Origin of the sequence: Vibrio sp. Isolate30, from assembly GCF_022397975.1 — a bacterium.
GTDB lineage: Bacteria > Pseudomonadota > Gammaproteobacteria > Enterobacterales > Vibrionaceae > Vibrio > Vibrio fortis.
This window is the reverse complement of record NZ_JAKEUS010000009.1, coordinates 74,447-90,536: the sequence shown is the minus strand read 5'-3', so window position 1 is coordinate 90,536 and position 16,090 is coordinate 74,447. Positions and strand designations below refer to the sequence as shown.

General features: G+C 43.3%; 13 protein-coding genes and 1 pseudogene. 6 read left to right on the top strand and 8 right to left on the bottom strand.

Going from position 1 to position 16,090, the window contains the following annotated elements:
• Nucleotides 1–92: 92 nt before the first annotated feature.
• Complete coding sequence (locus L1D60_RS18390; RefSeq protein WP_239842374.1) at nt 93–653, bottom strand: hypothetical protein; 561 nt, start codon at nt 651–653, stop codon at nt 93–95.
• A gap of 23 nt (nt 654–676) precedes the next feature.
• Nucleotides 677–2,032, bottom strand: coding sequence for an adenylate/guanylate cyclase domain-containing protein (locus tag L1D60_RS18385; RefSeq protein ID WP_239842373.1), 1,356 nt, complete (start codon nt 2,030–2,032; stop codon nt 677–679).
• A gap of 614 nt (nt 2,033–2,646) precedes the next feature.
• On the opposite strand from L1D60_RS18385, the gene hipB reads away from it, so the two are divergent.
• The gene (hipB, locus tag L1D60_RS18380; protein WP_239842372.1) at nt 2,647–2,895 is read left to right on the top strand and encodes a type II toxin-antitoxin system antitoxin HipB; all 249 of its coding nucleotides are present in this window, start codon (nt 2,647–2,649) and stop codon (nt 2,893–2,895) included.
• Nucleotides 2,895–4,196 carry a type II toxin-antitoxin system HipA family toxin gene (locus L1D60_RS18375; protein WP_239842371.1) on the top strand — a complete coding sequence of 434 codons (1,302 nt, stop codon included), beginning with the start codon at nt 2,895–2,897 and terminating at the stop codon, nt 4,194–4,196. The genes hipB and L1D60_RS18375 overlap by 1 nt, the downstream gene beginning before the upstream one ends.
• Before the next feature lie 236 nt (nt 4,197–4,432).
• Here the strand turns inward: L1D60_RS18375 and L1D60_RS18370 are convergent, their stop codons facing one another.
• Nucleotides 4,433–6,316: a RimK/LysX family protein gene (locus L1D60_RS18370; RefSeq protein WP_239842370.1), complete on the bottom strand. Its 1,884-nt coding sequence runs from the start codon at nt 6,314–6,316 to the stop codon at nt 4,433–4,435.
• Between the two features lie 415 nt (nt 6,317–6,731).
• On the opposite strand from L1D60_RS18370, the gene L1D60_RS18365 reads away from it, so the two are divergent.
• A complete protein-coding gene (locus tag L1D60_RS18365; RefSeq protein WP_239842369.1) occupies nt 6,732–7,145 on the top strand; it encodes a hypothetical protein in 414 nt (137 codons plus the stop codon).
• A 158-nt stretch (nt 7,146–7,303) separates the two neighbouring features.
• Nucleotides 7,304–7,768 (top strand): copper chaperone PCu(A)C, encoded by a 465-nt coding sequence (locus L1D60_RS18360; RefSeq protein ID WP_239842368.1) that lies wholly within the window; start codon nt 7,304–7,306, stop codon nt 7,766–7,768.
• A 68-nt stretch (nt 7,769–7,836) separates the two neighbouring features.
• Here the strand turns inward: L1D60_RS18360 and L1D60_RS18355 are convergent, their stop codons facing one another.
• The gene (locus L1D60_RS18355) at nt 7,837–8,538 is read right to left on the bottom strand and encodes a DUF429 domain-containing protein (protein WP_239842367.1); all 702 of its coding nucleotides are present in this window, start codon (nt 8,536–8,538) and stop codon (nt 7,837–7,839) included.
• Between the two features lie 10 nt (nt 8,539–8,548).
• On the bottom strand, nt 8,549–10,261 hold the full coding sequence (locus L1D60_RS18350) for a class I SAM-dependent methyltransferase (protein WP_239842366.1): 1,713 nt from the start codon (nt 10,259–10,261) through the stop codon (nt 8,549–8,551).
• A 299-nt stretch (nt 10,262–10,560) separates the two neighbouring features.
• Between L1D60_RS18350 and L1D60_RS18345 the strand changes: the two genes are divergently transcribed.
• Entirely contained in the window at nt 10,561–11,328 is a 768-nt protein-coding gene (locus L1D60_RS18345) for a 1-acylglycerol-3-phosphate O-acyltransferase (RefSeq protein WP_239842365.1), read from the top strand.
• Between the two features lie 143 nt (nt 11,329–11,471).
• Nucleotides 11,472–12,821, top strand: a complete 1,350-nt coding sequence (locus tag L1D60_RS18340; protein WP_239842364.1) for an MBL fold metallo-hydrolase — start codon at nt 11,472–11,474, stop codon at nt 12,819–12,821.
• 91 nt (nt 12,822–12,912) lie between these two features.
• On the opposite strand, the gene L1D60_RS18335 is transcribed toward L1D60_RS18340, so the two are convergent.
• From L1D60_RS18335 to mtlA, 3 genes and pseudogenes are all read right to left on the bottom strand, one after another.
• Complete coding sequence (locus tag L1D60_RS18335) at nt 12,913–13,707, bottom strand: hypothetical protein (protein ID WP_239842363.1); 795 nt, start codon at nt 13,705–13,707, stop codon at nt 12,913–12,915.
• Between the two features lie 183 nt (nt 13,708–13,890).
• Complete coding sequence (locus tag L1D60_RS18330) at nt 13,891–14,478, bottom strand: MltR family transcriptional regulator (protein ID WP_239842362.1); 588 nt, start codon at nt 14,476–14,478, stop codon at nt 13,891–13,893.
• Between the two features lie 130 nt (nt 14,479–14,608).
• Nucleotides 14,609–15,631 (bottom strand): annotated as a pseudogene (mtlA, locus tag L1D60_RS18325) (mannitol-specific PTS transporter subunit IIC); the annotation flags it as partial.
• Between the last annotated feature and the right edge of the window lie 459 nt (nt 15,632–16,090).

The following is a 16,090-nucleotide window of genomic DNA, read 5'->3' as shown; positions in this document are numbered from 1 at the left end:
TTGGCTTAGCCAAATTTCACCAAAAACTCACCTAATAACAATAATTCGTCAGCTGTTCTTGCTCTAGAGATAGCTAAACTGACGTAAGCTGGTCATGTAATTATATCTGCATAGAACGTAACGAAAGCCAGTCCCAATAAAGACACTGACAATGAGAGCAACAATGCCGATAGACTCTTTTTAAAAGCCCCCATTTTCTTAGAACATATTTCTGCACAAATCCAATGGTTTTCTAACAGGTCTCTCTCTAGATCTGTTAGCGTTGAAGACTGGCTCATACTATTAAGTGTTGAATAATAATGTATAAAATTGTCCAGAGAGTCGTGAGTCTCAACCATTGAAGCAAAAGACACTATTGATTTTCCTTTCGAAGGAGTGACTCTAGGTACGAACACATCCTTAAGCTTATTAAACCAATAAACCCAGCTAATAATAACAATCCCAACAACAGAGACGATCAATGTGGTTGGAACAACAACATCATCACCGCTTATCAGACCATAAAATATTGAAGTATAAATGCCTAAAAAGGTCACACCTGCCGCGAGGGTTATTGAGGCTTTCTGATCTGCTGCCACTATGTAGCTATCGGTTCTTCGTAGTGATTCGAATAAGATTGATGCTTTTTCGTTCACGGTTTTTCCTTCTTCCACTAAGCCGTTCTTAGTTAAGCTTATCACTTAATCATGACACCTATTACGTCCCTAAAGATTAAACTTTGATTGTTATCGAAGACCTCACATTTCATAGTGTGTAACCCCCTATAACTTGTACCTTCATTTAGCTCGGTAATGGAATACGGAGCGATCGATGAGTTGTAGGTACTGGTTTTCCTTGCTTGTAGATATCTAACTACACCATCTTGCTCGATATCCCTCTCATCTTCTGGAGTTTTAGGGCCATGATTTGTTTTCTTGAACACCACTTTTAATGGAAAAGCTAGTCGGCTCCGAGTAGTAGCTTTCACTTCAAATAAAAGATCGTGTCCTGGCTCTAAATAGCACGACGCTGAAATATATTCTTGTCTTTGATTCCCGCTAGTCACAAAGCATCTAAACTCAATACTTGGGTTGTGCTTAACAGTGCTCCCTGCAACTTTCTCTCGAAAAACCAACGGTAATGCACTGAAATCTATACACTTGTAGTAATCCAAAAGTCTCATATTGTAATTCAGTAGGTTACCGCCACTGTCGCTCATATTCGGAACTACTATAGGAAGAGACTCTTTTTCTTGTCCTCTTTTACGTTCTTTAATGTTTGAGTACTTTGCTGGCCAATAAACAAAATCAAGCAGGCCTTGTCCCAACATAGTCTGGTTTTTACCTGCCAAACTCTGTAACTTTGAAGCCATATCAACTGGTAACCCAGTAGCAGACACTTCACCTACACTTCGATATCCGAAACTTCCCCACAAAACCTCCTCGTCATTGCCAAAGTCACAACCAACTCGGAAACCGAAGTCTTTAGACTCCAAGCCTTGTTTTGTCATCCAAGGCTTTATACTTTCTTCCAAAATCGCCCTCAAAGTAATACTACAATTGATCGCATCGGCAATAGCATCTTCCTTACCCTTAGTGCTACCACCAAAAAAAGCCATCACGGCATCTCCCATAAGTCTATGAACATGCCCATCGAAAGATCTAACGACCTCTATACAAGTTTGAATAACAGCATTTTTGAAGATGAATACAGAATCCAAATCGTAAAGCAGCGACAAGCGTGTAGATCCCTTTATGTCCACAAACATTGTACACATATAGTGATGTTGAGTTTCAGATGTTCCTTCAAGAGCAACAAAGTCAGGGTGTGTGCCGATGGGAAAGTTATTAACCCCTTCCTTACCGAATAAAGGTCGTATTTGAGTTTGCAGTAAGTACTCTTCTTGGGGGCCGCTTGGGAGTGTTTGGAGAGATTCGTGAACCAGTGAAGAATCCGATGATTCGATTGAAATGGAATTTGCCTTGACAACATTTTGGCGACGATCCTTTACATTTTGATAGAAATCACCGAATACATTTTCTATGTCCACCATATCTCGTCCTTTCAGTAAATATTAAAGTAATTTCATAGAGACATTTAAGCACAATCACCTTTAGAAACATAGTGAATAGCGCCCCTCAGCATAATAACTCTAAGAATTGGGGATTCCATCTACGAAAGGCGTCGATGGAATAGGAAGCATATGGGCGTTTAAATTCGAGTATCGCTGACTATAAACCTCAACGTCACTCCAAACCTACTCATGCAAAACATGGAAATAGATTTCCCATCAACACAATGCCCCTTGGCTTGCGCCAAGAAATACATCGACTATACCTCCTGCCCAATGCCGAAAAAGATAGCAACATTTGAATGCATCATGTGTAAGTGTCAGTGGTAAGGCACATTTCCTGGGCAACCAATCTGCCCTAAATGCCATAGCCATTTGTATGCTAGTGAGATTAATTCTTTGTAAAGCTAGAACACCTTAACCCCACTAAGGGATAAATCACAAAATATCCCCCAGTGGGGATACGGAGCATTTTATCCTCTTGTAAGGATACGCCACAATTTATACCCACTAACGGATAGCTATACAATTATCCTTTAATGGGTATAATGAGATATCTTCGAAATGCATCCTTAACCTATTGAAGACAAGAACAAATGATATATAGTCCAAAACAATTAGCAGACATGATGCTACTGATACGCCAAAAGAATGGTTGGACACAATCAGAACTAGCAAAGAAAGTCGGCATAAAGCAAGCGACGATCTCGAATTTCGAGAACAACCCAAACAAAACAACGCTTTCTACCTTCTTTAAGCTTCTTCAGGCAATGGATCTAACATTGAGTATCCAAGAAAAAGCACAGGTAACTTCGTTAGATGAAAATGATGATGAGAGTTGGTAATGCAGAAGCTAATCGCATACATGAATGGTGAACTTGTTGGCACTTTAGAGAAGCATAAGAATGGTGCTCACACTTTCCAATACGATGAGAACTGGGTAACTAATACGGTGACCCGCCCACTATCGTTGTCTTTGAAACTTCAGTTACCAACTATCACTTCCGATGCCGTAATAAACTATTTTGACAATTTATTACCAGACAGCCCTCAAGTCAGAGATAGGATCGTTTCAAGATACAAAGCCTCATCCAAGCAACCATTTGATCTCTTAAAAGAAATAGGAAAGGACAGTGTTGGAGCGATTGCTTTACTTCCTCCAGAACTCCCTTATAAAAAAGAACCACTTAGCTACGAAGCCCTAGATGACAAAAAACTAGAAACTGTTCTTTCTGCATACAAGTCTGATATTCCGCTCGGGATGCTCGAAGAAGAAGAAGACTTTAGAATATCAGTAGCAGGTGCCCAAGAGAAAACGGCTCTCCTATTCGTTGATAGGCAATGGTGTATACCTAAAGGGAACACACCCACCACTCACATCATCAAACTGCCAATAGGCGAAATACAACAAGCTAACGCAACACTAGATCTCAAAGATAGCGTAGAAAACGAGTACTTTTGTATCGAGCTAGCTAGAGCTATGGGATTCGCAGTTCCCAATGTCAATATAATCAGAACAGACAACATTAAAGCTTTAGCTGTAGAACGCTTTGATAGACGCTGGACAAAAGACAGAGCAGGCTTGCTACGCTTACCTCAGGAAGATATCTGCCAAGTATTTGGTATGCCATCATCCATTAAATACGAATCTCAAGGTGGCCCTGGTATAGCTCAAATCATGGAGTTGTTAATGGGTTCAAGTAAGGCTCTAGAAGATCGATATAACTTCATGAGGTTCCAAGTATTTCAATGGCTCATTGGCGCTACAGATGGACATGCTAAAAACTTTTCTATCTATATTGATAAAGGAGGAAGCTACAGACTCACTCCATTCTACGATATTTTGTCAGCCTACCCATTACTGGGAGGAAAAGGGCTCAATATCAGAAAGCTAAAACTGGCGATGGGGTTGAAAGCAACAAAGGGCAAAAAGTATGAAATCAGTAAAATCCTGCCTCGTCACTTTTTGGATACTGCTAAAGCTGTAAACTTTAGTCAAGACACGATGCAAGAGATAATCGATGAAATGAAAGATGCCTTACCTAAGGCAATGTTACAAGTAAGTGAAACACTGCCTGAGGACTTTCCTAAGCATATCGCAGACTCTATTTTTGAGAATACTCAGAAAATAATTAAGAAGATTTAGCTATATGAAAACCAGGATCTTAACGGTTATTTATATAAGCGGACGGGGGTTCAGTTCCTTTTGAAGTAGGATTTTCATGTAACATTCAATGTAACACTAAATTCAAACATCCGTTTTAAATCATTGAATTTTATACAAATGAGACAATCATTCAACTCCCGCCAGCCCACCAAACGTTTGGAAAGGGCCAACTCGCAAGAGTTGGCCCTTTTTGTTTGTCTGGAGTTTAGTGTGGGTTACTTCTGCTTACCCAACACATAATCTTCATCGCTACTTACGAGCGCGCCGTATTTCAAGAAGTTCTTACCTAGGATCATGCTGTACTCAAAGCGAGAGCGGTCTTGTAGGTTAACCTTCACCTTCTTCTCTAAATCACCGAGTTTGACCTCCATTTCCACCACAGGGCGAATGTTTACCTCCTCACCCTTCTTGGCTTTAATGCGCATTACATCAATCACTGGCTTAACAAAGTCTTGTTTGTCACCCTGATTGTTTTGATAGGTGAAGCTCACCATATCTTGGCCATCTTTTTTGAAGCGTTTGATGTTCACTGCATTCATCGAGCTCACATCCGCGCCGGTGTCTAGCTTAGCTGGGAACGTCATGCCACTAACTTCAACAAGCTCAACATGACCGACTTTAAACAAAGGTTCCGCGTTCAATAGGTAGTCGGCGCGAGTGTTAATATACACGCCCTCTTTCGCCATCTTCTTGCCAAGAATGAAGTAAGGTGCCTTTTCATTCTTATCTAGCACATCAAGTGCAAACTCTCTTTGTTGTGCTTTGCCAGATACAACAAGATCGGCGCTGACTACTGGGCGCGTGTCTGATCCGACTTTCAGCTGCTTAATCACCTTTTTAGACACTTTCTTCGGCTCACCATCAGCGTCCATCAGGAAGAAATCTACTTTGGCATTACCCCCTGAGCCAGTAATTTCAAAGCTTTCCACCTTTAGAACTGGTGTACTTACCGTGAATGAAGCCACGGCTTTTAGTGGGAAGTTATCCAGCGTGATATCTTCTTCTGGCGAGATAATTAAAGGTTCACCCGACTTAGTCGCATCTTGAAAACTCTCTGCGCCGCCCGACAGTAAGTTCTCAGCATTACTGTTAATCATGAAGTGTTCGCTGGCTGCCATTGTGCCAATCCTTAGTTGGGACTCACTGCCAGAACGATCACGCAGATACACCAAAATATCTCGTGTCGTATCTTTGCTTAATTGGACAGGGACATACACCAAGGGCCTTTGCTTACCACCGACGTTAAGCATACGCACCAGTGGTAAGCTCATCTCTTGCTTTTGGCCATCGTTACTGACCATATCAAAAGTCACCTTGTTGCTTTTTTTGTCAACATCAATGTCTATGGCGTGCAGATTGCTGTAGCGATTGGAGAAAGAGAAGCTCGCATTCACAGACAAACCACCAATCGAGACCACCTCTTTTCTTCCTACGACGGTCGACTTTTCCTGCTCTTGTAGGTAGTCATAACCAGCAAACACCAATGCGTTCTCGGCCAGGAAGGTTTTACCAATCAAAATAGGGGCTGAAAAGTGGCTTCTATCGGTAAGGTTTACATCTGTTTCGAGCTCTTGGTCTGCGATTTTGAGCGACATTTTTATGGTTGGGCGCAGTATGGGTGTGCTGCTCGTTCGGCTACGGATCATGCTGACACGCTCTAAAGGGGCCTCAATCTGCTCCACCTTTCCAGTTCTAGGGTTTTGGATCTTGAACGATACTTGCGTATCAAAAGGCTCGAAAGTACTGCCATCCCAATCGCTATACGCTACGTCGCTGTTGTTTATCACCTCTTCAGTCAGGGCTAACATCAACTCTTGGTTTGTTAGATTTTTATAATCTGGGTGAGTACTGGTTACTTGAATATCTTCCGCGTGCATCGATGTGGTTTCAGCACCAGTATCAATTTTTCCTACAAAAGGAATATCGCTAAGCCCAGCGACTCCAGACAAATAAACATTTTCAGTGCGCCCTAGCACCGATTTGCCATCAAGCTGATAAGTGGGGTTTTGAGTTGTATGTGAAGTATCGGTTGTCGCCATGGAATAGTGTGAAAAAACAAGTGTACTTATTAAAGTTAAAGCCAAAGGTATCTTTTTCATTAGTTGTTCCGTTGTCATCAGTTCACTAATAATACTGACGTTTTTGCTCAAAGTTCCTGCGTCAGCAGTGGTTCTCACATAACGTTTACGTGGTGACTTTTTCAATGACAAATCGATGACTTAACAAAGGTTAGCCTCATCAATTATTGACTTTTGAGCAGTCAACTCTCCTGAAAGGCCCAATAAAAAGCGTTGTCAGCTCAATCGCTAAGATCATCAAAAATAAATCAGCCTCTTTAAACGAATCAACTAAAAGTATAGAAGCTAAATCATTATTTCTTTTAAGTATTTGTGTCACCATTTTATAAACTTAGCATTACAATCCCTTAATTTCTTTGCTAGTATCCGCGCCGAATAAAGTTAATTGAATGTTGTGATGCATATATCAAGAAATACGCAAATAAAACAAAAGGTAATGGCGATTTACGTCATTGCTGCTTTGCTGTTTCAGATATATTTATTAGCCACGATGGCACTCAACCCATCACAAGTTAATAACAAGAACTGGCTATCAGAAGCGCAGGGAGAGAAGATCTTGCTGTGTACCGCCGAGGGTTTTAAGTGGGTCGATATTAGCGAGCTCATCGAAGATAACGCGATGTCGCCTCTGCCTGTCGGTGAAATCCATGACCCGCTCAAGTTTCAATGTCCCCTGCTAGAGATGTGTCAGTTCTCCATCACCATGATCGCAATGGTGCTGGCTGCGTTGGCGGTTTGGTTATGCCGAATCGCGACTTCATTCACTTCCTATCACCATGTTCAAAGCTACCGTAAGATCTATCTTTCGTTAGCTCCTAAGCAGTCTCCGCCCTTCGGTTTTTCCGCCTAAGCAAGATGAGCTTTGTGCTTATCTTTGTTAACTAAAATTTGTTAACCCACATAAAAACTAACGCCTTAGATCATAAAAAGGCGAGGAACCACTTCACTGCGCTTTTAGCGTACTGGCCTATATAAGCTCTTGGCCAACGAAAACCGATAGAGACTATTATGAAAAAACAGCTCAACACTTTGATTCTATTTATCGCGACGCTTTTTAGTGTCAACGTCGCAGCCCATGAGTACACCGCTGACAGCATTCAAATCGACCACCCTTGGAGTCGAGAAGCGCCACCGAATGCCACTGTGATCGCGGGCTTTTTCCAGCTTAAGAACCTTGCAGAAAAAGATGACTTTTTGATTAGTGCATCGACCCCTATCGCGAGTCGGGTAGAGATTCATACTCATGAGATGTCGGACGGCATGATGAAGATGATGAAAATCGACAACGTGCGTGTTGGCAGCATGAAGACGGTAATGTTCAAGCCTGGCGGTTATCACCTAATGATCTTTAACCCGAACAAGTCGTACAAAAAAGGCGAACGCTTCCCGATGACGCTGCAATTTAAAAACGCAGGCACAGTAGAAGTGGAACTGGCGGTCGAAGAGAATGCGCATGTGCACCATCACCACTAATGACTGGTCACTAATCACCCGCTAAAAAACAGCCCCCTTGTGTTTCTCACAGCAAGGGGGCTTTTATATTACGGCTGCCAATAGACAATCTCGCGAGTTCGACCCTGTGGATCTTTGTCCACAGATTCAGGAAATGCGCTAAGTTGATCAGAATGCAAAGCACACAACATTAGGGCGAACGCATCAATGAGATCATCAGGGGCCACTTTTGATTTCTTTGTGATTGCGACTTGGTGTTTGAGTTTATCAATATGGTTCGGCAGATATTGCGCTAACAAATCGAGCCTTTGCTGCTGGCCTTCAAAGCTCTTCTTCGAATGCTCTAGAGGCGCGCCATTTAAAGTGGCAAACACCACCTCTGGGTGGGACTCTCGCAGATAGAGTTCAGAATGAAGATTAAGTAACGCATCAACCTCACGCACTTTTGGCAGAATATACCAAGCCTGTTTAGAGAGCTTACGCCCACATAAATCAAAGTTAATCTCACAAGCTTGAGGATAACTTTCGGCATAGGCCGCTTCACGGCAAGGCACTGGGAATACCGAAGCACCACGAGTTCGCGTTAAGTATTTTCGAGCTGCTTTGTCACACAACCTATCGGGCGTTTTGGAATCACTAAAGCCGATTGGGATATCAATCAGAGCATGCGCATCACGCAACTGCTCTGTTATCTCAGATAGCTCGGCCACCACTTCAAGCTGCACCTCATCGTGCTGCCAACTCCAAACAACCCAACCCGCTTTGCAGGCATCTATGCCGATATATTTCATGACTCGCTACTTAACTCCATTCATTGATAAGTAAGCGGCTTTTCACACCACGAACTTGTAGTCCCATCGCGTCAAATACTTCTTCAAAATCACGACACTGAGGCGGAATATTCGGCAAAGAGAGAGCGGCCTCAGAAAAGAATTGTTGCTTGGATAGTTCAGAGTGATCCCATGCTAATTGCCACCACTCCAAAATCCTCTGCTTTGATATATGCAACTTTTCTGCAGTGGGTACTTTGTCACTTTTTTTAAGGTTTTCTTTAGTTGTCGTTGGCAGCAAGTTCCATTTATCGTTATTTGGCCAGTAGGTAAATGGTAAGCAGTGATCGACATGATAATCTTGCTTAAGCACAGCCCCACTCCAAACACTCACAATTTCAGTATTTTCTTTACGAAGTTGCTCTACTCGCTTTCTGACATCTCGCGTATCGTGGTTGTGATCAATCCACACTAGGCAGTCATGATAGGTTTGCAGCGAAATGTTGCGTTCACGGTTTGTCTCAAAACGCTGCATTTCCATCACCCACTGATTAACAACCAATGGTTCAATCCAAGAGTGATAGATACGAAAACATTCCCACAAACTCTCATCCAAAGTGAAGTAGCCAAAACTGGCCAAGAACTCGCTATCAATAACCAGAGAGCTGAGTGACTTTCGACGCTGGGTTGGAGGCAAAATCTCGAACAGTCTATTGTCTTTAGTCCCTTGATAAATAAAAGTGACTGGTCCAGCTTTAATAGTGCTAATGGTATGTGAAAACAGCTTCTGTAGCGCTTTCGCTTCTTCTCCCAAAAACATCGCGCCAATCGCGAGATCGTCTGCACTCAAATGCTTGAGTTGATGCCATCCATCTTGTTTTACAAAACTAAGCCCCTTTGTTGTGTTGCTGTTCTGTTGAATACCAGAGCCTTCAATATCGATATCAATCAACCTTTTAAATTGTCTTACCCAATATAAAGCCACAAGCCCAACTGGAAGCAGTATTTTGCCATCATTTCTATCTATTACCGCACCTGAGTGAGCATCAGCAATGCGTAATAGCGTTCTCAATAATGCCAATTTGTAGGTTGCTGATTTGTTGTCGTTGACTATGATATGACGAACTTTGTTAAGGTCACCGGAACCATCATCGGGAAGCGTCATAACGACAGTCTGCCACCAAACCTCACTTCGATTCAGTTGATCTTTACTATCATCAATATGTCGAACTTGTAAGGCGCTATTTTTTGCCAGTTGTTCGAGCTCTTGAACGGAAACCGGATAGCCTTGGCGCTGGTCATCAAATTCCCCATGTCGAAGACTAATAATCAAGCGGCCATTTGGCGCAAGTAAATTTGAGAGTTTACGAAATGCTCGCTCGCGATAGCTGATTGGAAGATGCATCCAAACCGCACTCACTAAGATCAGATCAAAGCGCATTCCTAGGTTTTCTGTCCGACTCAGTGCGGGTAATGAATCATTAATCCAAGTGACCTCGACCCCAGTATGTTTTGCACCTAACTCACGTAGACCATCACTCGGCTCGATAGCTATCACCTCACAACCTTGTTGCTGCATCCAGTGAGCATCGCGGCCACTTCCCGCCCCAACATCAAGCACCTTGTCACCAGATAAAGGCCAGTAAGGCTGCCAACTGCTGTGCACAGACTCGAACGATACCGAGTTGTATTGGGTACTTAATGTGGTTGCATTGTGATGATAGAAATCGATAGTAGATGCCATACTCGATCAATAGTTATGAGTTCTAACTCAATGATAAGTCTTTGATTAATAAAATTCTATCAAGCCATCTAATTCATAGCATTTTTCCTAGTTTTATTCGTTTTCAAATTTATGATGTACGTCTAGCCAGTGAACACGTGTGTGCTGATACCGTGGATTCTGGGCTACGGTTTTATATACATATCTCACTCTTGATGTCTGCCTCTCTCAAAATGTTGCAACTTAGTTAAATAGAACTGAAGCTCTAATCTTCTTCAACGGTTTGAATACTGCCATTGTGCAGTGGAAAGGAGTCGGCTGTGCTTACTGTTCTTCGTCTTATTTTGGCTACGGTGTTTGTGGTTATAACAACACTGAGTGCGCTTGTTTTCTGTCTGTTTAGCCCTAAAAACCCCAAGCATGTGTACTTCTTTTGTCGCTGGTTTAATCAACTACAAAAGATCCTTGGCCTTACAATTATTCAACGCGGGCTAGAAAACGCACCAACTCCGCAAAACAGCGTGTACATTTCTAATCACCAGAGTGTGTTCGATTTTGTCACCGACCCGGGAATGTTAAGACCGCGCACAGTTTCGTTGGGTAAACGCGACCTCTTGTGGATTCCATTCTTCGGCGTTTTGTATTGGATCACAGGTAACATCTTGATCAATCGCGAAGACAAATCCAAAGCCAGAGACACGATTAAACAAGTGGCCGAAGCGATTCACCAAAGAGACCTATCGGTTTGGGTTTACCCAGAAGGCACTCGAAGCAAAGGTCGCGGACTCTTACCTTTTAAAACCGGAGCGTTCCGCATGGCAATTGAGGCTGGGGTGCCTATTACGCCAATGTGTACCAGTACCACGCACAACAAGATTGATTTGAATCGCGCCAACAACGGCATCGTGATCACTGAAATGCTAGAGCCTATCGATGTATCGGGTTACCCGCTGGGTGATGCCAGAGCCCTTGCCGATCATTGCCACGCTTTAATGGCAGAGAAGATTGCCGAGCTTGATGCAGAAGTAGCACGTTTGGAAGCGGAAGCTGCTCCAAAACTCGATACAAGAAAAAGCTCAACCCAATAAGCAGAGCCATCTCTCGCGAGTGCTCAGCTGAGTGGAAGCTCAATTACATTTTATCGCTCGTGGCCTCGCAACTCTTACTGCTAGTGTTTTCTTTAGCTGCTCTGATTAGCACAATCACGTACTGGCGTTAATCGGAGAGACGAATGCAGGTTATTCATCACGGTGGTAAAAAGACAGTTACGGGCTCTTGTCATGAACTTAGAGTAGATGGGCAATCGATACTAATTGACTGTGGGCTGTTTCAAGGAGAAGACGCACGCCCATTAGAGGTTGAGTTTGATACCCAGCAACTCAGTGCTTTATTGCTTACCCATAGTCATATTGATCATATTGGACGTATTCCATGGCTGTTGGCGACTGGGTTTAATCAGCCAATCATCTGTACTAAAGCGACGGCCGCCATTGCACCGCTGATGATTGAGGATGGTTTGAAACTGCAAGGGTTCAGCCACCAGCAGCGTAAACAGATCCTTAAGAGAATCCACTCTTTAATACAACCACAAGCCTATAACCAGTGGTTCCCTATTCCACCAACACCTCACGCCCAAAAGCAAAAAGATCATGGTAGGCCAAATACTCTTTATGCCCGTTTTCAGCCTGCGGGACACATACTTGGCTCGGCTTATATTAAGGTAAAATTACCTAATGAGGAGGTCGTGGTATTTTCTGGAGACCTCGGCCCGAGTAATACTCCTCTACTTCCAGATCCAGTGTCACCCGAACAAGCTGATTATCTGTTTATTGAATCAACCTACGGCGCAAGCAATCATTCTAATATTGCCGAGCGTGCAGACACGCTAAACCGCATTATCGATCATTCCCTTGAAGATGGTGGAGCAATCCTCGTTCCTGCCTTTAGCGTAGGAAGAACCCAAGAGCTGCTGTTTGATATCGAGAACTTAATTGCTGAGCGGCGACTCAGCAGTAAACTGCCCATTATTCTCGATTCACCAATGGCGCACAAAATCACACGTTCATACCGTCAGTTCAAAGAGTTGTGGGGAGAAGAAGCCAAACAAAGACTCGAAGCACACCGAAATCCGTTGGCATTTGAACAATGCATTACGGTTGATGACCATCGGGCGCATAAGAAGTTAGTGAATCGGCTAAAATCGACCGCAGAGCCTGCTATTGTGATCGCCGCATCCGGCATGTGTCAGGGAGGACGTATTATGAATTATTTATCAGCTTTGCTTCCCGACAAGCGAACCGATGTGATACTCGCTGGCTATCAAGCTCACGGTACGCTCGGTCGTGCACTACAACAGGGAGAGATGTCTGTTGAGATTGACCAAGCTCATGTATCTGTGAATGCACAAATCCATACCATGTCTGGCTATTCAGCCCATGCAGGGCAAAGTGATTTGATGCGTTTTATCGACGGAATAGCAACGCCACCAAAATCCATTCATTTAATTCATGGTGAGCCAAATACTCAAACCACCTTCGCCAAGCGCCTTAAAGAGTGTGGGTATATTGTTGCCGATGATTAGTTTGAAAAAGAAAATGAAGGGGAAGAAACGTTCTTCCCCGTAAACCAAGAAAGTAGACTGGTGAAAAACTCACAACCTCAATTCAAGTAGCTTAGAAAATGGTATACAGCTCCACACCGTAGCCCGTGGCAATACCTTTCATTTGGTAACCAGAGTCTTGAATATTAATATCATGGTGCTCACCTGTTACATCTAAACTGACGAAGCAGGTTTGATACGTCGCTCTTAATTGATCTTCAGTGAAGTTATTAAAAAGACTAAGAGGAACATAATAACTCCCGCCTGTTACAACGTTCTTAGAGAGGTCATCATTTTCCCAATGTGAGAAATGTTCGTTATTTCCAAAGCGGTCCACACAGGTTAGACCCGGGATAACAAAACGATAAGTTGTGTTTGCTTCTTCTACCCATGTGTATTGTACGCCACTGCCATCATAGTTGGTGGTCAGTGGGATTTGAGACGGTTCGCCATCAAAGCTGGTGGATGCAACCACATCGCCATCGCGTTTCCAACTCACCTCATAACTTGCAGCATGCGCCGGCATATCATATGAGTAGAGAAAACCGTACATATTAGTTAAAGCAACCGGTGCGCCATCGACTAATACTTCGATTTCATCGAGCGCGTCCACCGACATCAAACGCGTTGCATCTTTTTCATAGTGAAGAGCAAAAACAATACTTGAACCGGTGACCGTACTATTGGAAAAGTTGACTTGAGCGCGTAACTGTCGAGGGTCGTAGTTTGCGCTTGATACCCCTCCAGGGTCGGGAAGACCACTCAAATTGCCAGTGCCAGAACCTCCGCTACTACTGCTACCGCCACCTCCGCCGCCACAACCTACTAGTAATAGACTACCTAAAACAACGCCGCCTAGTGTTTTCATAAATCCTCCATAAACATATAAAAACGCTAGATATTTTTTATTTATGGCAGAGCTTACTCAATCAATTTGAAAACGAATTACGATTCACTTCACGAACATGATATGACTAATGTTTAGTAACAATATTTATTAATTTTGGTGGTCTATTCGCGTTATTCACAACCTGATAAATCACAGGAAGGTTTAAGAAGGCAGGAACGACGTATCGCTGTGACAGATCTGTCTGACAAGTTCGGCAATGGCTAACACGATACTCGACTGCACCTTTTGGTTATGACGTTCAATGAACATCGTAAGCATCTCTTGCGGTAAGCTGTTGGCGGCTTGTTGATCATAGTCGATAGGCATGACGCTTTGTACAACATGGACTCGCTGCAGCTCTTCAATCACGTCTGGATCGGTAAAGTAAATGCTGCTTTGTGGCGTATCTGCCCACTCTTTGAGTGTGACAAAACGTTCTATATCTTCATAGATTTCTCGGTTGATAACACCAAGACCGTAAAGGAGTTTACTTCGAATCATCACATCCCCTAGCGGGCCTTGATTCTTAAGTAGAGGATCAACCACGTACTTCACTGCGTAGTCATCTTTGTAGAAGATACTTTGCATGAGTACACCAATGGTATCGTCCAACGCATGATACGCCGCTAAGAACACGGCACTGGCATCCTCAGCAGTAGAAATCACTTCCAACAGCTCTGCTTCGTTGGGTAGGTCGACAGGCTCAATGGCCTTTGAAAGCATCACGCTTTCTGCACGAGTGTTTCTCATATTAACCTCAAAGCCCAAGGTGATCTTGGCCTGTCGTTATAAAAGTCTTGCTGAGTTACGATCATGAGTTTGATGTTCGATTCGAAAAACGAGGTCGGCCAGTCAGATAGCCTTCTTCTTGCTCCACTTCATCTTTTTGATCTGTTTTCAGAATGAATGAAGAGCATAAGAACGACACTACGGTCGAGATAAGGATCGACAGTGCTACCCCTAGCATTGAAGACTTAGGAGCCATCACTAAAATCGCAAAAATAGAGCCCGGCGAGGCTGCAGATACTAAGCCAGCATCAAACAACACCAGAGTGGAAACACCCGCCATACCTCCTGCGATCAACGCTAAGATCAGACGAGGCTTCATTAATACATACGGGAAGTAGATCTCTTGAATGCCGCCAAAGAAGTGAATGATAGATGCACCACCCGCGGTCTGCTTCGTGCCCCCTTTGCCAAACACCATATACGCCAGCAACACGCCTAAACCTGGGCCTGGGTTAGATTCAATAAGAAACACCAAAGATTGGCCAAACTGTTCAACTTGATGGATTCCAATTGGTGAGAACACACCATGATTTATCGCATTGTTGAGGAATAGGATTTTCGCCGGCTCCACTAAAATCGACACCAAAGCCAACGAGCCAGTATCCACCATCGCTTGTACACCAGCAGCCAACATCGTCGATACCACTTTGACCGCCGGTCCAACAATGAGGAAAGCGATGATGGCACACATCATCCCGATGATACCGGCAGAGAAGTTGTTCACTAACATCTCAAAACCACTGCGAACTTTTCCTTCCATGGCTTGGTCGAAACGGGCAATCACAGCACCACCAGCCGGGCCAATGATCATTGCACCCATTAGCATTGGCACATCTGTCCCCACAATCAAGCCCATGGTTGCGATAGCACCCACAATCGCGCCGCGCTCTCCCCCAGTCATCTTACCGCCCGTGTAACCAATCAATAGCGGAATTAAGAACATGATCATCGGGTTGACCATAGAAGCTAGCGCCTCATTCGGCCACCAACCGGTAGGAATAAACAGTGCTGAAATTAGCCCCCAAGCAATGAAGGCACCAATACTAGGCATAACCATATTCGCAAGAATACGACCGAAACTCTGAACTTTGATTTTTGAACTTGGGGAGAACATATAGAACCTGAAACACATCTGTAACAATCAATGACTCTGGTAAAATCTGCAAACTTAGGCAAAATATCCTGCAATTATCTGAGATTCATACCACACCCACCCATTGTGATTTTGATCACACCAAAACTCAAACACAGTAATCTAAATGTGATTTATAGATCACATTAATAGAATGACCACCGATAAGATTACGTATTAAAACTACAATACAACGCCAACTTGAAGCACATATCAGCAACCTGTCAGAAAGTTGAAATTTAATTCCAAACCTAATCACATCATCAAATTCTATTCCTCCGAGAGAGATCTAACTAGAAAAATGCATTAAATTGCATTTCTATGTCGAATGGCAAACGGAAAAATAGAACTTATCGTTAACAAAAGCTCTCCATAACATGCGATATATCACACTATTAAGCTTAGATAGATAAATAATTTAACAAGAGCATTACATGTGAA